The sequence below is a fragment of the Paraburkholderia sp. genome (genome assembly GCF_047605525.1).
Classification (GTDB): Bacteria; Pseudomonadota; Gammaproteobacteria; order Burkholderiales; family Burkholderiaceae; genus Paraburkholderia.
In genome coordinates, this window is record NZ_JASGFN010000035.1 from 45181 (window position 1) to 66370 (window position 21190).

Sequence of the window (21190 nt, forward strand, 5' to 3'; positions counted from 1 at the left end):
CGCGGCACGGCACAACGGGCGGAACGGGCTTGACGCCCGCTCCGCCCGTTGTTTTTGAGCCCGTTGTTTCGAGTCCGTCGCGCGAGCGAGTCATCCATATGTCGCGGCGCCGTGATGCCGTCGTATCGAACAGATAAAAACCGTGGCGCGCGCGAACAACTTTTTTGCATCCGTCAGAGCGGATCATCAACACCATGCCTAAAAAACGTTCTTCACCCAATCGCAACGCGCAGATCTCCGATCAGATCCAGCGCGACCTGTCCGAGCTGCTGCGCGAGGTCAAGGATCCGCGTATCGGCATCGTCACGTTTCAGAGTGTCGAGCTGACGCCTGACTACGCGCACGCGAAGGTCTACTTCACGACGCTGACGGGCGATCCGCAGGAGACGCTCGAGGCGCTCACGCACGCGGCCGGCCATCTGCGCAACCTGTTGTTCAAGCGCCTGCACATCCATACGGTGCCGACGCTGCATTTCCACTACGACAAGACGATCGAGCGGGCCGTCGAGATGTCGCGTCTGATCGACGAGGCGAACTCGACCCGCGCGAAAGACGATTGAGTGTTTGCTATGCCGTGACGTTCACCGCGGCCTCTGGCGTTGTTTTCGTATCCCCTGAAGTCCTTGCCTCATTGACATGACCGTACCTCAACGCCCCCGCGTGCCGCGTCGCGCGATAGACGGCGTGCTGCTGCTCGATAAGCCGATCGGCCTGTCGAGCAACGACGCACTGGTCCGCGCGAAGCGTCTCTATCAGGCGAAAAAGGCGGGCCACACTGGCACGCTCGACCCGCTCGCGACCGGTCTGCTGCCGCTGTGTTTCGGCGAAGCCACCAAGTTCTCGCAAGACCTCCTCGAAGCCGACAAGACCTACGAGGCCACGATGCGCCTCGGCATTCGCACGACCACCGGCGACGCCGAAGGCGAGGCGATCGACATACGCGTCGTCCAGTGCGACGAAGCAGCGGTGCAGGCAGCTTTGCGCCGATTCTTCGGCGAGATCGTGCAGATTCCACCGATGTACTCCGCGCTCAAGCGCGATGGCAAGCCGTTATACGAATACGCACGCGCTGGTCAGACGGTTGAACGGGAAGGGCGTCAGGTGATGATCGTCGCGCTCGAACTGATTGCGTGCGCGCTACCGGACGTGACGTTTCGCGTCACGTGCAGCAAGGGCACGTACGTGCGCACGCTTGCCGAAGATATCGGCGAAGCGCTCGGTTGCGGCGCGCATCTGATCGCGCTGCGCCGCACGGGCGTCGGCGCGCTGACGCTGGAGCATTCGGTCACCCTCGACGCGTTATCCGACGCGAGCCAGGCCGAGCGCGACGCATGGCTGCAACCGGTCGATGCATTGCTGTCGACATTCCCGCAGGTGTGCCTGAATGACGACGATACGCGCCGCTTTCTGCACGGCCAGCGCCTGAAGCTTGCCACGCTGACGATCCCCAGCGATGCGCAGAAAGCGCTGCGCGTCAGGGTCTATTCCGCGCAGGGGAGGCTTCTTGGCGTCGCGAAGCCGGGCGACGGCGTGCTCGCACCCGAGCGTCTGGTCGTGACGACGGAGAGCGACGCGGAGCGCGCGGGATCGTAAGTGCGAGCCGTCTTGCCAGTTACGCACGCACAGTAAAAGTAAAAAAGCGGGATCGCCATCGAGCGATCCCGCTTTTTTTCATACCGTCCACTGTACCGCCGAATCGGCGTGGCGTCCCGTAAGCGACGCCTCAGTGCGCCGCGGCCGCCGCCGCACCCGCGTCGCCGCCCGCGCGTTCCGGCCGCGTGATCCAGATCAGCGCAATCAGCGCGACGAAGATGCCGGCCGAGATAAAGAACAGATCGTTCACGCCCAGTTGCGCCGCCTGCTGCGAGACCGTCGAGTTGAACAGACCGTACGCCTGTGGCTGGCTAAAACCTGCGGCGCCCATCTGATGGATCGACTGATCGAACGCCGGGTTGTACGCATTCGCCTGCTCGGTCAGTTGCGCGTGATGCATGATCGTGCGGTGATCCCACGCCGTCTGGAAAATCGACGTGCCGATACCGCCGCACATGATCCGCACGAAATTCGACAGACCCGACGCCGCCGGAATCCGGTGGCCCGGCAAGCCCGACAACGTGATCGACACGAGCGGAATAAAGAAGCCGGCCATGCCGATGCCCTGAATCAGCGTGGGCAGCATCAGCGAGTACGTATCGACGCCGGTCGTATAACGCGAGCGCATCCAGAAGCACAGCGCGAATATGAGGAACGACAGCGTCGCGATGTAGCGCGGATCGGTGCGCGGCAGAACCTTGCCGGTGATCGGCGACAGCAGGATGGCGAACAGACCGACCGGCGCCATGACGAGACCGGCTTCGGTCGCGGTGTAGCCGATATCGGTTTGCAGCCACAGCGGCAACAGCACGAGATTGCCGAAGTAGAGTCCGTAGCCGATCGACAGCGCGATCGTGCCGCCCGTGAAGTTACGCCGGCTGAACAGCGACAGGTCGACCACCGGATGCTCGGCCGTCAGTTCCCACACGATGAAGAACGCGAGCGCGATCACCGCGACGAGCGCGAGCACGACGACCGTCGTCGACGAGAACCAGTCGAGGTCCTTGCCCTTGTCGAGCATGACCTGCAGCGAGCCGACCCAGACGATCAGCAGACCGAGGCCGACACCATCGATCGGCGCTTTCTTCACGACCGAATCGCGGTTGCGGAAGATCATCCATGTCGCGGCCGCGGCGATAATGCCGACCGGAATGTTGACGTAGAAAATCCACGGCCACGAGATGTTGTCGGAAATCCAGCCGCCGAGAATCGGGCCGGCGACCGGCGCGATCAGCGTGGTCATCGCCCACATCGATAACGCCATCGGTGCCTTTGCGCGCGGATAGCTCGCGAGCAGCAGCGTTTGCGACAGCGGAATCATCGGACCGGCCACCGCGCCTTGCAGCACGCGCGACGCGAGCAGGAACGGCAGGTTCGGCGACAGTCCGCACATCCATGACGAGATCACGAACAGCACGATCGACGCCATGAAGAGGCGCACCTGGCCGATGCGGTCGGTGAGCCAGCCGGTGAGCGGCACCGAGATCGCGTTGGCGACCGCGAACGACGTGATGACCCACGTGCCCTGGTCGGACGACACGCCGAGATCGCCGGAAATCGACGGGATCGACACGTTCGCGATCGACGTGTCCAGAACGTTCATGAACACGGCGAGCGACACCGCGATGGTGCCGATCACCAGTTGCGCGCCCTCGAGCGGCGGGTGAGGGACTTGCGCCTGAGCCTGAGCCATTAAAAAAGCCTTCTATGAATCGTCGGAGCCGCTCAGCTCTTCGCCGCCGGTTTGGCCGCTGCACCGGTTTGCGCCGACTTCTGGTTGCCGTTCGGGCCTGCGTTTTCCGCGATGATGCGCGCGATGACCGCGTCGGCTTCCGCGCCGTACTTGTCGAAGACGTTGGTCTGATACGCGGTGTTCGGCGCGTTGCCGAGCTGGCCGCCGGAGTCGTCCTTGATGTTCACGTCCGCCTGCATCGACAGACCGATGCGCAGCGGGTGCTTCTCGAGTTCCTGCGGATCGAGCGCGATCCGTACCGGCAGACGCTGCACGACCTTGATCCAGTTGCCGGTCGCGTTCTGCGCGGGCAGCAGCGAGAACGCCGAACCCGTGCCCGCCGAGAAGCCGACCACCTTGCCGTGATACGGCACCGACGAACCGTACACGTCGGCCGTCAGTTCGACCGGCTGGCCGATGCGCATGTGCTTGAGCTGCACTTCCTTGAAGTTCGCGTCGACCCACACGTCGTGAAGCGGCACGATCGCCATCAGCGGCGTGCCCGGCGACACGCGCTGACCAACCTGCACCGAGCGCTTGGCGACATAGCCGGTAACGGGCGCCGGCAGCGTGTTGCGCGCGTTGTTCAGGTAGGCGTCGCGCACCTTCGCGGCCGCGGCCTGCACGTTCGGATGATCGGCGATCGTGGTGTTCGCGGTCAGCGCCTGATTTGCCGCAAGCTGCTGTTTGGCGGCGTCGAGCGCGGCCTGGGCGGTCTTCACGGCGTCGCGTGCGTGCGAGATTTCTTCCTGCGACACCGCGCCGGTTTGCGCGACCGTCAGACGGCGCTTGAGATCGTCTTCGGCGCGCGACAGATCGGCCTGGCGCAGCGAAACCTGCGCTTCATACTGGCTGTCGTCGGCGAAGAGGCCGCGCACCTGGCGTACCACCTGCGCGAGATTCGCCTCGGCCTGTTCGAGCGCGACGCGCGCGTCGGCCGGATCGAGCACGACGAGCGGGTCGCCGGCCTTGACGATCTGCGTGTCGTCGGCATTCACCGCGATCACGGTACCGGTGACCTGCGGCGTGATCTGCACGACGTTGCCGCTCACGTAGGCGTCGTCGGTGTCTTCATGGAAGCGCGCGACGAGGAAGTAGTACAGGCCGTACGCGACCGCGGCGATCAGGATCACGATGACGAGCAGCGTCATCATGCGCTTGCGTTTGCCGTTGTTCGCCGTTTGCGGCGGGGTGGCGGGCTGTTGGGGGGTGCTCATTGATGTGCTCCGGGTTCTCTTGAACGTCGTCGTTTATTCGGATGTTCGTGCGTGTGTGCGCTCTGTCGGTTGCCTGCGCGCTCAGTTTGCAGCGGCGGTCGCGGCAGTGGCCGATGCCGGGGCATCGGTCGGTACCACGAGACCGGTTTGCGTTGCGTCGAAGCCGCCGCCAAGCGCCTTGATGAGGCCGATCTGCAGGGCGCGGCGGCGCATCTTCAGGCCCGCCACCGTCTGCTCGGCGGCGAGCATGTTCTCGTCGGCGGTCAGCACCTGCAACTGCGGCGACAGGCCGGCCTTGTAGCGCACCACGGCGAGCTGATACGCCTTGGTCGACGCGTCGAGCGCGCGCTGCGCATCGCCCGCCTGGCGGTCGATCGAACGGATCGACGACACTTGCGTCGACACATCCTGCAGCGCGTTGATCAGCGTCTGGTTGTAGTTGGCGACGTCGAGGTCGAAGTCGGCGTAGCGGCCCTTCAGTTGCGCGCGCAACGCGCCGGCGTCGAAGATCGGCAGATGGATCGCCGGGCCGAACTGGATCTGACGGCTCGACGCGGTCAGGAAGCGGCCCCAGCCGAACGCGTCGAAACCGAAGCCGGCCGCGAGGTTCACGTCCGGGTAGAACTCGGCCTTCGCTTCCTTCACGTCGTGCATCGCGGCTTCGACCTGCCAGCGCGCGGCGACGATGTCCGCGCGGCGCGACACGAGATCGGCGGGAATGTTGTCCGGCAGCGCGACGGCGTCGCCGCCGGTGAGCGCCGGCCTGGCGATCTGCAGGCCGCGGTCCGGCCCCTTGCCGAGCAGCGCGCCCAATTGATAGCGCACGACGGTGATCTGGCCGTCGAGGTCGGTCAGGTTCGACTGGCTCGTCGCGATGTTGCCGGCGGCGGTCTGCTTCTCGACCTCGGTGTCCAGCCCGGCGGTTACACGGCCATTGGTGATGCGGCTGACATCCTGGCGGTTGGCGATCTCGCGCTCGGCGATGTCACGGAACACATATAGCTGGGCGAGCTGGTTGTAGGTGCTCGCGACCGATGCGGCGAGCGCCACGCGCGCCTGCTGCATGTCGGCCTCGGCGGCTTTTTGCTGCGACACGGCCTGACCGAGGCGTTGGCGATTCTTGCCCCACAGGTCGAGATCCCACGACGCGCTCGCGAGCACGTTGTTCTCGCTATACCAGGTGCCACCGTACGGAGGCGGGTAGAGCCCGTTCCCCGAGAACAGCTCGCGGGTCCAGGAATAGCTCCCGTTGACCTTCGGGAACAGCGCCGAGCGCGAGCTTTCGATATACGACGAGGCCTTCGCGAGCCGCGCCTGTGCCTGCGCGATGGACGGGTTGCCCTCGAGCGCTTCCGCAATCAGCTTCGGCAGTTGCGGGTCGCCGAACTGGTTGGCCCAGTCGAGCGACGGCCACTGGCCGCCCTCGTTGGGCAGGCTCTGCGTCGATTCGTATTGCGTCGGCGACGAGATCTGCTTGTCGCTCTTCACGCCGAAGTAGTTCGCGCACCCCGTGAGGGCGAACGCTGTCACCGCGGCAGCGACAGCGGCCCGGCTCGAAAACGCGGGCGCGGACAGGGAAAGGGATTTCATCGCTCGACTCTTTGAGTGGAATGTGATGGTGGACGCAGCAATTAATTTCTTACGATTTGCTATCGAAATTACTTGCGGCGTCACGGGATAGCCCCGTTTGTTCACCGGAATTGACGAGTACGCGGCGCAGCATGCTTTTCAGAAAGCCGACTTCCTCGGGCGTAAAGCCGTTCAGCAGGTTGTCGAGCACGCCGTTGAAAATGCCTGGCATGCGAGCGGCGATTGCGTGGCCTTCCGGCGTTAGCGCGAGGCGCACGACCCGCCGGTCCTCGTTACTGCGTACCCGGGTGAGCAGGCCGCGCTTTTCGAGCCGGTCGATCAGCCGCGTGACGGCGCTGGCGTCGATACCGTACTCACGGGCCAGTTCGGCCGCCAGCAGGCACTTGCCGCTCGCCACCATGAACAGGATGCTGCCCTGCTGGCTCGTGATGCCGAGCTCGGCCACGCTGCGCTGCGTGACCAGATTCGACATGGTGGATTTCACCCGGGTGATGAGATAGCCGACGCTTTCGCCGAGCTGGTACTCGCTGAGGTCCGGCGTGGGTTCGGTGGACGGCTCCGTCATGATTCTCGTGCGAATGCAATGGTTGACTAGGCAGCAGTATAGCTGGCTGTTGATTGACACGACAAGCGTTATTACAGCTTAGGCAAGGATTTTTTCGCGCTCAAGTGGGGAAAGATACGCGGTGTTGTAGGACGGGCGCGGCGGATGTCGGGCGCCGCACGCAGTGGAGAAGGGGCGGTGGTCTATCGGGGAATACCAGAAAGCATCATTTCGCCATGCTACAATATTGGGTTCCCAAAAGTGCGCTTTGGGCTTGTCGTATATCAGGCTTGCCGGGTTTATTTCCCCGACTGGCATAAGCAGGCGGCAGCAAGCGGCGCACTCCAACTGTTCAGGTTTCCTATGACCCGCGCCCTACGCAACATCGCCATCATTGCTCACGTCGACCACGGCAAGACCACGCTCGTCGACCAGCTCCTTCGTCAGACCGCCACGTTCCGCGACAACCAGCAGGTTGCCGAACGCGTGATGGACTCGAACGACATCGAAAAGGAGCGCGGCATCACGATCCTGTCGAAAAACTGCGCGGTGGAATACGAGGGCACGCATATCAATATCGTCGACACGCCGGGACACGCGGACTTCGGCGGCGAGGTGGAGCGCGTGCTGTCGATGGTCGACTCGGTGCTGCTGCTCGTCGACGCGGTCGAGGGCCCGATGCCGCAAACGCGTTTCGTCACGAAGAAGGCGCTCGCGCTCGGCCTGAAGCCGATCGTCGTGGTCAACAAGGTGGACCGCCCGGGCGCGCGGGTGGACTGGGTCATCAACCAGACCTTCGACCTGTTCGACAAGCTGGGCGCCAACGACGAACAGCTCGACTTCCCGATCGTCTACGCGTCGGGCCTGAACGGCTATGCCGGCCTCACGCCGGACGTGCGCGAAGGCGACATGCGCCCGCTGTTCGAAGCGATTCTTCAGCACGTACCGGTGCGCCCGGCCGATCCGGAAGCGCCGTTGCAACTGCAGATCACGTCGCTCGACTATTCGTCGTACGTTGGCCGTATCGGTATCGGCCGCATCACGCGCGGCCGCATCAAGCCGGGCATGGCCGTCGCGGTGCGTTCGGGTCCCGAGGGCGAAATCCTCAATCGCAAGATCAACCAGGTGCTGTCGTTCAAGGGCCTCGACCGCGTGCAGGTCGACTCGGCTGAAGCGGGCGACATCGTGCTGATCAACGGCATCGAGGAAATCGGCATCGGCGTGACGATCTGTTCGCCGGAGCAGCCGGAAGCGCTGCCGATGATCACCGTCGACGAACCCACGCTGACGATGAACTTCCTCGTCAATTCGTCGCCACTCGCCGGCCGCGAAGGCAAATTCGTCACGAGCCGCCAGATCCGCGACCGCCTGATGAAGGAACTGAACCACAACGTCGCGCTGCGCGTGAAGGATACCGGCGACGAAACCACGTTCGAAGTGTCGGGCCGCGGCGAGCTGCATCTGACCATTCTGGTCGAAAACATGCGCCGCGAAGGCTACGAGCTGGCCGTGTCGCGTCCGCGCGTGGTGATGACGGAAGTCGACGGCGTCAAGCATGAGCCGTTCGAAAACCTGACCGTCGACATGGAAGACACGCATCAGGGCGGCGTGATGGAAGAGCTCGGCCGCCGCAAGGGCGAACTGCTCGACATGACGTCGGACGGCCGCGGCCGCACGCGCCTCGAATACCGCATTTCCGCACGGGGGCTGATCGGCTTCCAGTCGGAGTTCCTGACGCTTACGCGTGGCACGGGTCTGATGAGCCACACGTTCGACTCGTACCAGCCGGTCAAGGAGGGCGCGGTCGGCGAGCGCCGCAACGGCGTGCTGATCTCGCAGGACGACGGTGCCGCCGTCGCCTACGCGCTGTGGAAGCTGCAGGATCGCGGCCGCATGTTCGTGACGCCGGGCGACGCGCTCTATGAAGGCATGATCATCGGCATTCACAGCCGTGACAACGACCTCGTCGTGAACCCGATCAAGGGCAAGCAGCTCACCAACGTGCGCGCCTCGGGCACCGACGAAGCCGTGCGCCTCGTGCCGCCGATCCAGATGTCGCTCGAATACGCGGTCGAATTCATCGACGACGATGAACTGGTCGAAGTCACGCCGCAGTCGATCCGTCTGCGCAAGCGCCACCTGAAGGAGCACGAGCGCCGCAGCGCGAGCCGCAACAAGGTCACGACCGAGTAAGCGGGCCGATAAGCGAACCGCTGGACGGAAGCAAACGGAAGCCACCTTCGGGTGGCTTCGCTGTTTCTGGCGCCGGAAAGCCGGGCGAGCCGCGTGACGCGCCAGATGCGCTCCTGTGCTCATTGCGCCGCGTTTTGCGGTCGATCACGCTCCTTGCCCCCAATTTTCACAGAATACTGTTGCGCGCCTCGAAGAGAGGCTGGACCACCCGTGAAACACCCGTCATGACGGGCGTTCGGGGCTATGCTGTTCGCTATCTGGGCTATTTGTTCTGTGCTATGCTCCCGGGTGCACTGTTTTAGGTCCTTCCAAGCAAGACTTGATTCGCGCAATCCGCTAAACGGTCAGGCCGTGTCGCGGAAGGTTCTGTAACCCGCTATTTCTCGAGAAGCTCGAAGAAAGGTGAGCGTAAAAATGATGAAGCAATTCCAGTCGAACTCTTATCTGTTCGGCGGCAATGCTCCGTACGTTGAAGAAATGTACGAAGCGTATCTCGATAATCCGGCGTCAGTGCCCGAGACCTGGCGCAGTTATTTCGATGCGTTGCAGAACGTTCCGGCATCGGACGGCAGCAACGCCAACGATGTGGCCCATGGCCCGATCGTCGAATCATTTGCCCAGCGCGCCAAGGCCAATGCCTTCCTGCCACGCGCGGCAACCGGCGGCGAAGATCTCGCAACCGCCCGCAAACAGGTTTACGTCCAGTCCCTCATCGGCGCATATCGCTTCCTCGGCTCGCAATGGGCCAACCTCGATCCTCTGAAGCGCCGCGAACGTCCCGCGATCCCCGAACTTGAACCCGCGTTCTACGACTTCACCGAAGCCGACATGGACCAGGAGTTCAGCGCAACGAATCTGTACTTCGGGTTCGAGCGCGCGACGCTGCGCGACATCGTCAAGGCCCTGCGCGACACGTACTGCGGCACGATCGGCGCCGAGTACATGTACATCAGCGATCCGGAGCAGAAGCGCTGGTGGAAGGAGAAGCTCGAGTCGATCCGTTCGACCCCGAACTTCAGCAGCGAGAAAAAGAAGCACATCCTGAACCGCCTGACGGCCGCCGAAGGCCTCGAGCGTTTCCTGCACACCAAGTACGTCGGCCAGAAGCGCTTCTCGCTCGAAGGCGGCGAGAGCTTCATCGCGTCGATGGACGAAGTCGTGCGTCACGCCGGCGCCAACGGTGTCCAGGAAATCGTCATCGGCATGGCGCACCGTGGCCGTCTGAACGTGCTGGTCAATACGCTCGGCAAGATGCCGGCTGATCTCTTCGCCGAATTCGAAGGCAAGCACGTTGACGATCTGCCGGCCGGCGACGTCAAGTATCATAAGGGCTTCTCGTCGGACGTCGCGACCGAAGGCGGCCCGGTTCACCTGTCGCTCGCGTTCAACCCGTCGCACCTCGAAATCGTCAACCCGGTGGTCGAAGGTTCGGCAAAGGCGCGCATGGACCGCCGCGGCGACGACGCCGGCCTGCAGGTGCTGCCGGTGCAGATCCACGGCGACGCGGCTTTCGCGGGCCAGGGCGTCGTGATGGAAACGTTGAACCTCGCGCAAACGCGCGGTTACGGCACGCACGGCACGCTGCACATCGTCATCAACAACCAGATCGGCTTCACGACGTCGGACCCGCGCGATTCGCGCTCCACGTTGTACTGCTCGGACGTCGTCAAGATGATCGAAGCGCCGGTGCTGCACGTGAACGGCGACGATCCCGAAGCGGTCGTGCTGGCTACGCAGCTCGCGATCGACTTCCGGATGCAGTTCCACAAGGACGTCGTCGTCGACATCGTCTGTTTCCGCAAGCTCGGTCACAACGAGCAGGACACGCCGGCGGTCACGCAGCCGCTGATGTACAAGACGATCGCGAAGCACCCGGGCACGCGCGCGCTGTACGCTGAAAAGCTCGTGCAGCAGGGCGTGATCACCGCGGAAGAGGGCGACGAATACGTCAAGGCCTACCGCAAGGCGATGGACGAAGGCCATCACACGGTCGACCCGGTGCTCTCGAACTACAAGAGCAAGTACGCGGTGGACTGGGTGCCGTTCCTGAACCGCAAGTGGACCGACGCGGCCGACACGGCCGTGCCGCTCGCGGAACTGAAGCGCCTCGCCGAGCGCATCACCACGATCCCGGAAAACTTCAAGGTTCACCCGCTCGTCGAGCGCGTGATCAACGACCGTCGCGCGATGGGCCGCGGCGAAGCGAAGCTCGACTGGGGCATGGGCGAACACCTCGCGTTCGCGTCGCTCGTCGCATCGGGTTACGCAGTGCGCCTGACCGGTCAGGACTCGGGCCGCGGCACGTTCACGCATCGTCACGCGGTGCTGCACGACCAGAACCGCGAGCGCTGGAACGACGGCACCTACGTGCCGCTGCAGAACATCGCCGATGGTCAGGCGAAGTTCACGGTGATCGACTCGGTGTTGTCGGAAGAAGCGGTGCTCGGCTTCGAATACGGCTACTCGACCGCTGAACCGAACACGTTCGTCGCATGGGAAGCCCAGTTCGGCGACTTCGTGAACGGCGCGCAGGTCGTGATCGACCAGTTCATCTCGTCGGGCGAAGTGAAGTGGGGCCGCGTGTCGGGCCTGACCATGATGCTGCCGCACGGCTACGAAGGTCAGGGTCCGGAGCATTCGTCGGCGCGTATCGAGCGTTTCCTGCAACTGTGCGCGGACCACAACATGCAGGTCGTTCAGCCGACCACGCCGGCGCAGATCTTCCATCTGCTGCGCCGCCAGATGATCCGCCTGTTCCGCAAGCCGCTGATCGTCTTCACGCCGAAGTCGCTGCTGCGTCACAAGGAAGCCGTGTCGGATCTGTCGGAGCTCGCGAAGGGTTCGTTCCAGCCGGTGCTCGGCGAAGTCGACGAAGCCATCGACGCGAAGAAGGTCAAGCGCGTGCTGGTGTGCTCGGGCCGCGTGTACTACGACCTCGTCGCGCATCGCCGCGAAGCGAAGGCGAACGACGTCGCGATCGTCCGTATCGAACAGCTTTATCCGTTCGCGCACAAGCAGTTCGAAGCGGAAATGAAGAAGTACGACAACGCGACCGAAGTGGTGTGGGTGCAGGACGAGCCGCAGAACCAGGGCCCGTGGTTCTACATCGAGCACCATCTGAAGGAAGGCATGAAGGAAGGGCAGAAGCTGGCATACAGCGGCCGTCCGGCTTCGGCCTCGCCGGCAGTCGGCTACTACGCGAAGCACTACGAGCAGCAGAAGGCGCTGGTCGAAGGTGCTTTCGGCCGCCTCAAGAGCGCGTCGATCGCTAAATAAAGAGAACAGACGAACCGGGAAAGCGTGGCGCGCTTTCCCGCGTCGCGCTTAATGATCCAGTAAAGGCTCAGGCGCGGCGCGCACGGTTCGCAGGCGGTAGTGGTTTAGCGTGCCGTCACCCGATACGTATTCAGGATACTCATAATGGCTATTGTTGAAGTCAAGGTTCCCCAGCTCTCCGAGTCGGTCTCGGAAGCCACCATGCTGCAGTGGAAGAAGAAGCCCGGCGAGGCTGTCGCTCAGGACGAAATCCTCATCGAAATCGAGACCGACAAGGTCGTGCTCGAAGTGCCGGCACCCGCGGCCGGCGTGCTCGCGCAAGTCATCTCGAACGACGGCGACACCGTCGTTGCCGACCAGGTGATCGCGAAGATCGACACTGAAGGCAAGGCAGGCGCCGCCGCTGTCGAAGCCGAAGTGAAGCCGGCTCCGGTTGCCGCGCCGGCACCGGCCGCTCAGTCGGCAACTGCCGCTGCCGCCGCAACGGGCTCGAACACCGCTGCTTCGCCGGCCGCCGGCAAGCTGATGGCCGAGAAGGGTCTGGGCGCGGGCGACGTCGCCGGCACGGGCCGCGACGGCCGCATCACGAAGGGCGACGTGCTCGCCGCGGGCCAGGCTACCCCCGCGGCCGCCAAGGCCGCTCCTGCGCCGGCCGCCGCGCCGAAGGCCGCGAAGCCGTCGCTGCCGGACGTCAAGGCCCCGGCATCGGCCGAACAGTGGCTGAAGGACCGTCCGGAACAGCGCGTGCCGATGTCGCGTCTGCGCGCGCGTATCGCCGAGCGTCTGCTCGAGTCGCAGCAAACCAACGCGATCCTCACGACGTTCAACGAAGTGAACATGGCGCCGGTGATGGACCTGCGCAACAAGTACAAGGACAGGTTCGAGAAGGAACACGGCGTGAAGCTCGGCTTCATGTCGTTCTTCGTGAAGGCCGCGGTCCATGCGCTGAAGAAATTCCCGCTCGTGAACGCGTCGATCGACGGTAACGACATCGTCTATCACGGCTACTTCGACATCGGTATCGCAGTCGGCTCGCCGCGCGGTCTGGTGGTGCCGATCCTGCGCAACGCGGATCAGATGAGCCTCGCCGATATCGAGAAGAAGATCGCCGAATTCGGCCAGAAGGCGAAGGACGGCAAGCTGTCGATCGAGGAAATGACCGGCGGTACGTTCTCGATCTCGAACGGCGGTGTGTTCGGCTCGATGCTGTCCACCCCGATCATCAACCCGCCGCAGTCCGCGATTCTCGGCGTGCACGCCACGAAGGAACGCGCGGTGGTCGAAAACGGCCAGATCGTGATCCGCCCGATGAACTACCTCGCGCTGTCGTACGACCACCGTATCATCGACGGCCGCGAAGCAGTGCTGTCGCTGGTCGCGATGAAGGATGCGCTGGAAGATCCGGCTCGCCTGCTGCTCGACCTGTAAGCGTACGTTCCACCGGCGCCGGCTTGCATTGCGCGGGCCGGCGCCGTCAGTCGCAAGTCCTGGTATTTCGCAGTACAGGAACGGCGCGCGCCACCCAACGTGGCCCGGCGCCGTTCCGCCATCAAAGGGATTGTCATGTCCAAAGAATTTGACGTCGTCGTGATCGGCGCGGGCCCCGGCGGTTATATTGCCGCCATCCGTGCAGCGCAGCTCGGCAAGACCGTCGCATGTATCGAAAAATGGAAGAACCCGGCCGGCGCGCTGAAGCTCGGCGGCACCTGCCTGAACGTCGGCTGCATTCCGTCGAAGGCGCTGCTCGCGTCGTCGGAAGAGTTTGAAAACGCGTCGCACCACCTCGCCGACCACGGCATCTCGGTGGGCGACGTGACGGTCGATATCTCGAAGATGATGGCCCGCAAGGACGGCATCGTCGAGAAGATGACCAAGGGTATCGAATTCCTGTTCCGCAAGAACAAGATCACGTGGCTCAAGGGCTACGGCAAGTTCACCGGCAAGACGGACGCCGGCGTGCAGATCGAAGTCAGCGGCGAGGGCGAAACTGAAGTCGTTACGGCGAAGAACGTGATCATCGCGACGGGTTCGAAGGCACGTCATCTGCCGGGCATTCCGGTCGACAACAAGCTGATCGCCGACAACGAAGGCGCATTGAGCTTCGACACGGCACCGAAGAAGCTCGCCGTGATCGGCGCGGGCGTGATCGGTCTGGAACTGGGTTCGGTGTGGCGCCGCCTGGGCGCGGACGTGACCGTGCTCGAAGCGCTGCCGGAATTCCTCGGCGCGGCTGACCAGGCGCTGTCGAAAGAAGCGGCCAAGCAGTTCAAGAAGCAGGGTCTCGACATCCACGTCGGCGTGAAGGTCGGCGAAGTGAAGACGGGCGACAACGGCGTGACGATCGCCTACACGGACAAGGACGGCAACGCGCAGACGCTCGAAGCCGACCGCCTGATCGTGTCGGTCGGCCGTGTGCCGAACACCGACAACCTCGGCCTCGAAGCGATCGGCCTGAAGGCCAACGAGCGCGGCTTCATCGACGTGGACGACCACTGCGCGACGGCCGTGCCGAACGTGTACGCGATCGGCGACGTGGTGCGCGGCCCGATGCTCGCGCACAAGGCGGAAGACGAAGGCGTGCTGGTCGCGGAAGTGATCGACGGCCAGAAGCCGCACATCGACTACAACTGCATTCCGTGGGTGATCTACACCGAACCGGAAATCGCGTGGGTCGGCAAGACCGAGCAGCAACTGAAGGCGGAAGGCCGCGAGATCAAGACGGGCCAGTTCCCGTTCATGGCGAACGGCCGCGCGCTCGGCATCAACAAGGCGGATGGTTTCGTCAAGATGATCGCCGACGCGAAGACCGACGAACTGCTCGGCGTGCACATCATCTCGGCGAACGCATCGGACCTGATCGCGGAAGCCGTGGTGGCGATGGAATTCAAGGCGGCGTCGGAAGACATCGGCCGTATCTGCCATCCGCACCCGTCGCTGTCGGAAGTCATGCGCGAAGCGGCACTGGCCGTCGACAAGCGCGCGCTGAACATGTAATCACGCACGCCTGACTGAACGCAACTTTGGCATCACCAGGGCGGGCGGGTTCATCCCCTCCCGCCCTTCTTTTTTGCAGCAACACGATGAACGTCACCGAATACTACGAAAAAGAACTGCAGACGCGCGGTTATCAATCCGATCCGGCGCAGCGCGCGGCGGTCGACCGGCTGCAGCGGTGCTATGAAGAGTGGGTCGAATACAAATCGCGCCGCTCGAACGCCTTCAAGAAGCTGCTCATTCATCCGGATCTGCCTCGCGGCGTGTACATGTGGGGGGGCGTGGGCCGTGGCAAGAGCTTCCTGATGGACAGCTTCTACATGATCGTGCCGGTGCAGCGAAAGACGCGTCTGCATTTCCACGAGTTCATGCGCGAAGTGCATCGCGAGCTCGAGGAACTGAAGGGCCAGGCCGATCCGCTCGACGAACTCGCGCGCCGCATTGCGAAGCGCTATCGGTTGATCTGCTTCGACGAATTCCACGTGTCGGATATCGCCGACGCGATGATCCTGTACCGGCTGCTCGACAAGCTGTTCGAGAACGGCGTGCAGTTCGTGATGACGTCCAACTACGATCCCGATACGCTGTACCCGGACGGCCTGCATCGAGATCGCATGCTGCCCGCAATCGAGCTGATCAAGCAGAAGCTCGACGTGCTCAACGTCGACGCGGGTATCGACTACCGGCAGCGCACGCTCGCTCAGGTGGAGGTCTATCACACGCCGCTGGACGCGGCCGCCAGCAAGGCATTGCGCGATGCGTTCGCGCGGCTTGCCGCGGTGCCCGACGAGAGCCCGCTGCTGCATATCGAGAAGCGCGAACTGAGGGCCCTGCGCCGCGCTGACGGCGTCGTCTGGTTCGACTTCGCGACGCTGTGCGGCGGCCCGCGCTCGCAGAACGACTATCTCGAACTCGCGAGCCGCTTTCACGCGGTGATTCTGTCGGACGTGCCGCAGATGTCGGTGCGCATGGCGTCGGAGGCGCGCCGCTTCACGTGGCTGATCGACGTGTTCTACGACCACAAGGTGAAGCTGCTGATGTCGGCCGAGGTCCCGCCGGAACAACTCTATCTGGATGGCCCGATGGCCAACGAATTTACGCGCACGGTGTCGCGCATCGTCGAGATGCAATCGAAGGAGTATCTCGACGCGCCGCGCCGGATCGTCGACACGTCGCTGACCTGAGCCGCTTGCGTGTGCGCCGCCTGAGGCGCGGAGGCAACACGCACGACCGGGCACAGTGGGATCGTGCGTCTGAGAAGTCAGGCGACGCCTTTTCAAGATTCAGAGTGGTCTTATATTCCGCACACGGCTGACTGGCTATCTTTTGTTGTAGTTCTGACAAAGGAGGGAGCATGAAGCCATACAGCGATATCACCGATCAACAATGGCGGCGCGTGGCGCCGCTGCTGCCCGAACTGCGTCCGCGCGCGGAATTGCGCGGACGGCCGCTTGCCAATACCCGCGCGGTGCTCAACGGCGTGCTGTGGGTCATGTATAGCGGCGCGACCTGGTCCGCGCTGCCGCGCAGGTACCCGTCGTATCAGACATGTCATCGCCGCTTCAAGTCGTGGTACGAAGCCGGCATACTCAAGCACGTCACGCAGCAGTTGCTTGGTCCGAAGAGCGAAGAACTTTGCAGCTTGATGGAATCGCGCATGCGCAAGCATGTGAGAGCGCAACAGAAGCGCGCCGCGGCGAAAGGCGCGCCCGCGGTGGTCCGGGTTCCGTCGGGGGCGTACAAGTCGGCAACCGCCGCGCCGCTGCCTTCGTCTCCATTTGCCTACGCGGAGTCGCTCAAGCAGGCAGCGTAACCATTCCGAACGGCTCGCTTCAAAAAAAACGGCCGCGCGATCGCCGGCCGTTTCTTTTTCCTGTCGCGCGTTTTGCCGTCTGTTTCTCCGCGACGAACGCGCTACCGCCGTGAAGTCAGCGCGTGAACTTCACATACGTCACACCTCGCATGTCACTGCTGTCGAACCCAAGTTTGCGAACGGCCCAACAGCGCCACGCCAATATAGCCGCGCACCACGAGCTTGTTGCCGCCGTCTTCGAGGTGCATCTTGCACTTGTAGACCTTGCCGTTTTCCGGATCGAGAATCTGCCCGTGATCCCACGCGTCGCCGTCCTTCTTCATGCTGTTGATAATGGTCATACCGAGAATCGGTTGATCCTTGCGCGCGTCGGTGCATTCGGTGCAGCGGCGATCCGGCTGGTTGTTCGCGCCGAGCCCCTTGATGACCTTGCCGCTCAATTCGCCGTCGCTGTCCTGCGTGATCTGCACGAGCGCTTTCGGCTGGCCCGTGTGATCGTCGATCGTTTGCCATGTGCCGACCGGGGTATCGGTTTGCGCCATCGCGGTCGCGGCGCTTGCGAGCAGGGCGCCGGCGAGCGCCGCATGCCGGACGGTGCGCAGCGCGATCGCGCGGGCGCGTTGGGTGAATTGCGTCATTGCCTTCCTCCTTGATGAGAGACGGCGCGATCGTGGTCGCGCGGCTTTATGGGCATCGCGGACGGTCTTGCGGCGCCGCCCTTCGCGATGCGGGACGATGCCGGCGGCTTGCCGTTTGCATCGTCAGCGCAGAATACGCGAAAGTACGCGTGCCGTTTGATAGAGGAGCTTCTATTCGGCACGCGGGCTGCGTGACGGGTTTTCACCGGCGCATCGCCGGGCGCCCTGGCAACCGGCAGATCGAGGTTGTAGAAGCGCGCATTTGTCATAAAACAAGAACTGTTCGAGCAGGGATTACATGGATCGAAAGACAAAGCTACGAGAGCGCGCACTGGCCGTGTGCATCGTATTGGGGGCCGCTCAGGGCACGAATGCAGAGGCTCTGCAGAACAGCGGCGCAAGCCAGCAGGTCGAGCAGGCGCAGACCACCGCACTGACGCCGGATGAAAACCGGCAATCCGCCGCGGGCAATGTCGTGGAATTGCAGCAGATGATCCACGGCCCGGATCTGAGCGAATTGCGCACCACGTACAACGGCAGCTACGGCACGAGCCTGCTGTTCTACGGCAAGGAAATGACCTATTACGTCACGCTGTTCCAGCAGAAGAATTTCTGGCGCGTGATCAGGACGCAGGACGCGACGCGCGCGGATCTCATCTACAAGGATTTCGTGCGGCAGACGGTGCAACTGTCGGACGTCGAAATTCGCCACACCCAGCTCGAAGCGCAGAAGGCGTTTACGCAGCGCATGATCGCGTTGTCGCAGGAGCACGCGAGCCGCCTGCAGGCCGACCTCGACGTCGCGCGCCAGCAGCAGAGCATCGTCGACAGCCAGCAGCGGCAAAAGCGTGCCGAGGCGATGGCCCTGGCCCGGCAGAAGGCGGCCGCGCAAGACCAGTTGCGCGCCGCGCAGGGTCAGGTGCGCGAACTTCAGCGCCAGTTGGAAAGCGGTTTGCCGCCGCATTGAGCGCGGCGGCGTGAGCATCGGCGGATGGGTGGGGTGTGGCGGGCGCCGAACGCGTCGCCCGGCTCGTCGGCCAGCTTCAATGCCGCTTCCGGCTCTGCGCCGGGGTTTTGCGCACGCGCGCGCGATGCGGCTCCGCCACGTCGACGGCGATCGGGTCGCTGGCGGGGAAGCTTTCCATCAGTGCTTCGTCGAGACGGGTATCGAGAGACTCGAGCGCTGCCCGCCGTGTACGCGTGGGCTGGGACGGATGATGGCTCTTGCTGGTCATGATGCGCTCCATCGGTAGACAGTGAATCAATGATTCAGCATAGCGCATCGCGGCTGCGGACGAGCATCGGCCGGATGGCCTGGGGTGCATCATCTGAAACCGGTTTGAAATCAACCGGCATAGATTCGTTCCTTGTATGTGTCCACTCCACTGGGGATCGGTCACAAGCAGGCCCGCCAACGCATTCAGCGGCCACGGGGAGCCGCGTCCGTGCGAGTACCGCACGGGGGCCGCCGCGGGCCATCCGCGGACCGCCAGACGAGGGTCCGAACCAACCACTCATCGAACCTCAAGACAGCGAATCACATGAACGGGAATAAACCTGCGCATGCGCGGCGCCTGCTCGCATCGCACGTCGTGGACGCCGAACTGGAACATCTGGATTGGGCAACGAAGCAACCGGCGCTGCACATGTTCGACACCGGTTACTGGCGTCGCCGCGTGCTGGGGGTCAAGGGAAAATTCGAGCTGACGGAGCAGCAGGTGAGGCAACTGGAGAAAATCCTGCAGCGGCTCGGCCAGTCCGCCGACTAGCCACGCGCCGCCGGCGTTGCGTGTTGCCTGTGCGTCGCTTTATTCGTTATGGCCGCCGGAGCTGCCCGCGCCGCCGTGGCCGCCGCCGTGATTGCCACCGTCGCCACCACCGGTGCCGAACAGCCGCCGGCGGCGCGTCACGACCACCGGGCCATCGGAGTTGCCGCTGTTGCGTTCGCTCGCGGGGCGCTCCGAAGCCGGCGCGCCATACGACTCGCGTGCCTCGCGCGGCTCACGATGTTCGCGCGAACCGTGCGGGCCGCGCGAGCCGTGCTCGCCATGCGACGTTCGCCCCGTGCGCGGCGCCGGACGCGTGCCGGTGTCGAGCTGGATCGTGGAGATCGCGCGCTTGTAAATGCCTTGCAGGCCGACCGGCGTGCGCAGCATCACCAGGTACTGATCGAACGACTCGATGCATCCGGTCAGGCGGATGCCGTTGACCAGATAGATCTCGACGCGCTTTCGTTCCTTGCGCGCGGCGTTCATGAAGTCGTTTTGCGGATGCGATTCTGCGGAAGCCATGGACAATTCGGGTTAGATAGACGGTGGTTCGCCGCGATTCTACCCTTTCTACTCTGCGTGGGGGCGGAACGCGTCGACGGGGCGAACTTTGTCCACTATAACGGCTTGTGAGCACATAAGCATCCGATAAGGGCGCACTGTAACGTTGAGTTACGAATCTGCTGGTCGATGGCGTGTTCTTCCTGCCTCTCCAGGCGCTGCCGGCGCGACTGGCGGAAAAGGAAGCGCGAGGGGGCGCCCGACGGCGGCGGCGAATCTTGAAAGTCGTGAAATAACGGTGGAATAAATTGCGCGCCGCCGGCGTTTGTCCGGTATGGCAGTGCCGCACGTCGCGGCATGCCGCCCGGTTAGCCGGCCCGCGGGCCGCGCGCCGGGCATCCGTCAGGAGGCTCACGATGAAGGTATCCCATATTCTGTCCGCGCTCTTCGTGCTGTGCGCGCTCGCATTCGGCACGCTCACGACGAGCGCCTCCACGACCGCCGATAACAGCGCGTCGGGCACGAGCGGCAACAGCAGCAGCGGCGGCGGCTACTAAGCCCGCGACCGAGCTTTGCACGCCGGGTGACATTCGAAGCGGAAGTGATTGCGTGGCTCCCGCAGTTGCGCCGCTATGCGCGCGCGCTGACGGGCGATCACGCCTGGGCCGACGACCTCGTGCAGGATACGGCGGAGCGCGCGCTTGCGCGCTGGTCGGCGTTCCGGCCGAACAGCAACCTGCGCGCATGGCTGCTGACGATCCTGCGGCATCTCTATATCGACCAGTTGCGCGGCCGTCGCGAGATCGCCGTCGACGACGAAAGCGCGCCGTGGCGCAATCTCGAGGCGCCGCGCGGCGAAGTCGACGGTCTCGTGCTGCGCGATGTGCAGCGCGCGCTGTATTGCCTGCCGCTCGAGCAGCGTGAGGTGCTGCTGCTGGTGTGTGTCGAGGAACTGTCGTATCAGGAGGCGTCGAGCGCGCTGGGCGTGCCGATCGGCACCGTGATGTCGCGGCTCTCGCGGGCGCGCGAGCATATGCGCGCGCTGCTCGCCGAGGGGCCGCGGGAGCCGCTGCGGGATGAGCCCCACGGTCCGGCGCGGCCGGCGCCGAAGGTCGCGCCGCTGAAAGTGGTGAGAAACCGATAATGAACAACGACGACTACGATTCCGGTCTGCCCGAAGGGCTCGATCTGCGAGCGCTGTCGGCGTATGTCGACGGCGAATTGCCGGATGCGCGGCACGCTGAAATCGAAGCGCAACTCGATGCGCATCCGCAGGCCGCCGCGCGCGTGGCCGCGTGGCGCGCGCAGGCGGCGGCGCTGCGTGCGTTGT

20 protein-coding genes are annotated in these 21190 nt (G+C 63.9%); 13 read left to right on the forward strand and 7 right to left on the reverse strand.

Annotated elements, in window-relative coordinates:
• Window positions 1-194 precede the first annotated feature (194 nt).
• Window positions 195-560 (forward strand): 30S ribosome-binding factor RbfA, encoded by a 366-nt coding sequence (rbfA, locus tag QM685_RS33510; RefSeq protein ID WP_415123539.1) that lies wholly within the window; start codon window positions 195-197, stop codon window positions 558-560.
• A gap of 76 nt (window positions 561-636) precedes the next feature.
• A complete protein-coding gene (gene truB, locus QM685_RS33515; protein WP_415123540.1) occupies window positions 637-1593 on the forward strand; it encodes a tRNA pseudouridine(55) synthase TruB in 957 nt (318 codons plus the stop codon).
• 130 nt (window positions 1594-1723) lie between these two features.
• Here truB and QM685_RS33520 read toward each other — a convergent pair whose 3' ends face one another.
• From QM685_RS33520 to QM685_RS33535, 4 genes are all read right to left on the reverse strand, one after another.
• Window positions 1724-3286: a DHA2 family efflux MFS transporter permease subunit gene (locus QM685_RS33520; protein WP_415123541.1), complete on the reverse strand. Its 1563-nt coding sequence runs from the start codon at window positions 3284-3286 to the stop codon at window positions 1724-1726.
• A 32-nt stretch (window positions 3287-3318) separates the two neighbouring features.
• Window positions 3319-4542: an EmrA/EmrK family multidrug efflux transporter periplasmic adaptor subunit gene (locus tag QM685_RS33525; RefSeq protein WP_415123542.1), complete on the reverse strand. Its 1224-nt coding sequence runs from the start codon at window positions 4540-4542 to the stop codon at window positions 3319-3321.
• A gap of 81 nt (window positions 4543-4623) precedes the next feature.
• A complete protein-coding gene (locus tag QM685_RS33530; RefSeq protein WP_415123543.1) occupies window positions 4624-6132 on the reverse strand; it encodes an efflux transporter outer membrane subunit in 1509 nt (502 codons plus the stop codon).
• Between the two features lie 49 nt (window positions 6133-6181).
• Window positions 6182-6697 carry a MarR family winged helix-turn-helix transcriptional regulator gene (locus tag QM685_RS33535; protein WP_415123544.1) on the reverse strand — a complete coding sequence of 172 codons (516 nt, stop codon included), beginning with the start codon at window positions 6695-6697 and terminating at the stop codon, window positions 6182-6184.
• 342 nt (window positions 6698-7039) lie between these two features.
• On the opposite strand from QM685_RS33535, the gene typA reads away from it, so the two are divergent.
• The 6 genes from typA (at window position 7040) to QM685_RS33565 (ending at window position 16952) form a co-directional block, all read left to right on the forward strand.
• Window positions 7040-8869 (forward strand): translational GTPase TypA, encoded by a 1830-nt coding sequence (gene typA / locus QM685_RS33540; protein ID WP_415123545.1) that lies wholly within the window; start codon window positions 7040-7042, stop codon window positions 8867-8869.
• A gap of 414 nt (window positions 8870-9283) precedes the next feature.
• Window positions 9284-12145, forward strand: coding sequence for a 2-oxoglutarate dehydrogenase E1 component (locus tag QM685_RS33545; RefSeq protein ID WP_415123546.1), 2862 nt, complete (start codon window positions 9284-9286; stop codon window positions 12143-12145).
• Between the two features lie 144 nt (window positions 12146-12289).
• Window positions 12290-13573 carry a 2-oxoglutarate dehydrogenase complex dihydrolipoyllysine-residue succinyltransferase gene (odhB, locus tag QM685_RS33550; protein WP_415123547.1) on the forward strand — a complete coding sequence of 428 codons (1284 nt, stop codon included), beginning with the start codon at window positions 12290-12292 and terminating at the stop codon, window positions 13571-13573.
• A gap of 135 nt (window positions 13574-13708) precedes the next feature.
• On the forward strand, window positions 13709-15139 hold the full coding sequence (gene lpdA, locus QM685_RS33555; RefSeq protein ID WP_415123548.1) for a dihydrolipoyl dehydrogenase: 1431 nt from the start codon (window positions 13709-13711) through the stop codon (window positions 15137-15139).
• Between the two features lie 86 nt (window positions 15140-15225).
• Window positions 15226-16323 (forward strand): cell division protein ZapE, encoded by a 1098-nt coding sequence (gene zapE / locus QM685_RS33560; protein ID WP_415123549.1) that lies wholly within the window; start codon window positions 15226-15228, stop codon window positions 16321-16323.
• A 170-nt stretch (window positions 16324-16493) separates the two neighbouring features.
• Entirely contained in the window at window positions 16494-16952 is a 459-nt protein-coding gene (locus tag QM685_RS33565; protein ID WP_415123550.1) for a transposase, read from the forward strand.
• 152 nt (window positions 16953-17104) lie between these two features.
• Here the strand turns inward: QM685_RS33565 and QM685_RS33570 are convergent, their stop codons facing one another.
• Complete coding sequence (locus tag QM685_RS33570) at window positions 17105-17590, reverse strand: DUF2147 domain-containing protein (protein ID WP_415123551.1); 486 nt, start codon at window positions 17588-17590, stop codon at window positions 17105-17107.
• Window positions 17591-17888: 298 nt separating this feature from the next.
• Here QM685_RS33570 and QM685_RS33575 point away from each other — a divergent pair, with 298 nt between their 5' ends.
• Complete coding sequence (locus QM685_RS33575) at window positions 17889-18557, forward strand: DUF2968 domain-containing protein (protein ID WP_415123552.1); 669 nt, start codon at window positions 17889-17891, stop codon at window positions 18555-18557.
• Between the two features lie 76 nt (window positions 18558-18633).
• Here the strand turns inward: QM685_RS33575 and QM685_RS33580 are convergent, their stop codons facing one another.
• The gene (locus QM685_RS33580; RefSeq protein WP_415123553.1) at window positions 18634-18825 is read right to left on the reverse strand and encodes a hypothetical protein; all 192 of its coding nucleotides are present in this window, start codon (window positions 18823-18825) and stop codon (window positions 18634-18636) included.
• Between the two features lie 306 nt (window positions 18826-19131).
• Here QM685_RS33580 and QM685_RS33585 point away from each other — a divergent pair, with 306 nt between their 5' ends.
• Window positions 19132-19359, forward strand: a complete 228-nt coding sequence (locus QM685_RS33585; RefSeq protein WP_415123554.1) for a hypothetical protein — start codon at window positions 19132-19134, stop codon at window positions 19357-19359.
• A 39-nt stretch (window positions 19360-19398) separates the two neighbouring features.
• Here the strand turns inward: QM685_RS33585 and hfq are convergent, their stop codons facing one another.
• Entirely contained in the window at window positions 19399-19881 is a 483-nt protein-coding gene (gene hfq, locus QM685_RS33590) for an RNA chaperone Hfq (RefSeq protein ID WP_415123555.1), read from the reverse strand.
• 395 nt (window positions 19882-20276) lie between these two features.
• Between hfq and QM685_RS33595 the strand changes: the two genes are divergently transcribed.
• The 3 genes from QM685_RS33595 to QM685_RS33605 form a co-directional block, all read left to right on the forward strand.
• A complete protein-coding gene (locus tag QM685_RS33595) occupies window positions 20277-20417 on the forward strand; it encodes a hypothetical protein (protein ID WP_415123556.1) in 141 nt (46 codons plus the stop codon).
• Window positions 20418-20443: 26 nt separating this feature from the next.
• Window positions 20444-21004, forward strand: a complete 561-nt coding sequence (locus tag QM685_RS33600; protein ID WP_415123557.1) for a sigma-70 family RNA polymerase sigma factor — start codon at window positions 20444-20446, stop codon at window positions 21002-21004.
• Window positions 21004-21190: zf-HC2 domain-containing protein (locus tag QM685_RS33605; RefSeq protein WP_415123558.1), on the forward strand; the 187-nt coding region annotated here is incomplete at its 3' end. The genes QM685_RS33600 and QM685_RS33605, both read left to right, overlap by 1 nt.

Bases quoted from the DNA above. Each gene is read 5' to 3' on its own strand.
- rbfA (WP_415123539.1), top strand. From the start codon at position 195: ATGCCTAAAAAACGTTCTTCACCCAATCGCAACGCGCAGATCTCCGAT.
- truB (WP_415123540.1), top strand. From the start codon at position 637: ATGACCGTACCTCAACGCCCCCGCGTGCCGCGTCGCGCGATAGACGGC.
- QM685_RS33520 (WP_415123541.1), bottom strand. From the start codon at position 3,286: ATGGCTCAGGCTCAGGCGCAAGTCCCTCACCCGCCGCTCGAGGGCGCG.
- QM685_RS33525 (WP_415123542.1), bottom strand. From the start codon at position 4,542: ATGAGCACCCCCCAACAGCCCGCCACCCCGCCGCAAACGGCGAACAAC.
- QM685_RS33530 (WP_415123543.1), bottom strand. From the start codon at position 6,132: ATGAAATCCCTTTCCCTGTCCGCGCCCGCGTTTTCGAGCCGGGCCGCT.
- QM685_RS33535 (WP_415123544.1), bottom strand. From the start codon at position 6,697: ATGACGGAGCCGTCCACCGAACCCACGCCGGACCTCAGCGAGTACCAG.
- typA (WP_415123545.1), top strand. From the start codon at position 7,040: ATGACCCGCGCCCTACGCAACATCGCCATCATTGCTCACGTCGACCAC.
- QM685_RS33545 (WP_415123546.1), top strand. From the start codon at position 9,284: ATGATGAAGCAATTCCAGTCGAACTCTTATCTGTTCGGCGGCAATGCT.
- odhB (WP_415123547.1), top strand. From the start codon at position 12,290: ATGGCTATTGTTGAAGTCAAGGTTCCCCAGCTCTCCGAGTCGGTCTCG.
- lpdA (WP_415123548.1), top strand. From the start codon at position 13,709: ATGTCCAAAGAATTTGACGTCGTCGTGATCGGCGCGGGCCCCGGCGGT.
- zapE (WP_415123549.1), top strand. From the start codon at position 15,226: ATGAACGTCACCGAATACTACGAAAAAGAACTGCAGACGCGCGGTTAT.
- QM685_RS33565 (WP_415123550.1), top strand. From the start codon at position 16,494: ATGAAGCCATACAGCGATATCACCGATCAACAATGGCGGCGCGTGGCG.
- QM685_RS33570 (WP_415123551.1), bottom strand. From the start codon at position 17,590: ATGACGCAATTCACCCAACGCGCCCGCGCGATCGCGCTGCGCACCGTC.
- QM685_RS33575 (WP_415123552.1), top strand. From the start codon at position 17,889: ATGGATCGAAAGACAAAGCTACGAGAGCGCGCACTGGCCGTGTGCATC.
- QM685_RS33580 (WP_415123553.1), bottom strand. From the start codon at position 18,825: ATGACCAGCAAGAGCCATCATCCGTCCCAGCCCACGCGTACACGGCGG.
- QM685_RS33585 (WP_415123554.1), top strand. From the start codon at position 19,132: ATGAACGGGAATAAACCTGCGCATGCGCGGCGCCTGCTCGCATCGCAC.
- hfq (WP_415123555.1), bottom strand. From the start codon at position 19,881: ATGGCTTCCGCAGAATCGCATCCGCAAAACGACTTCATGAACGCCGCG.
- QM685_RS33595 (WP_415123556.1), top strand. From the start codon at position 20,277: ATGAAGGTATCCCATATTCTGTCCGCGCTCTTCGTGCTGTGCGCGCTC.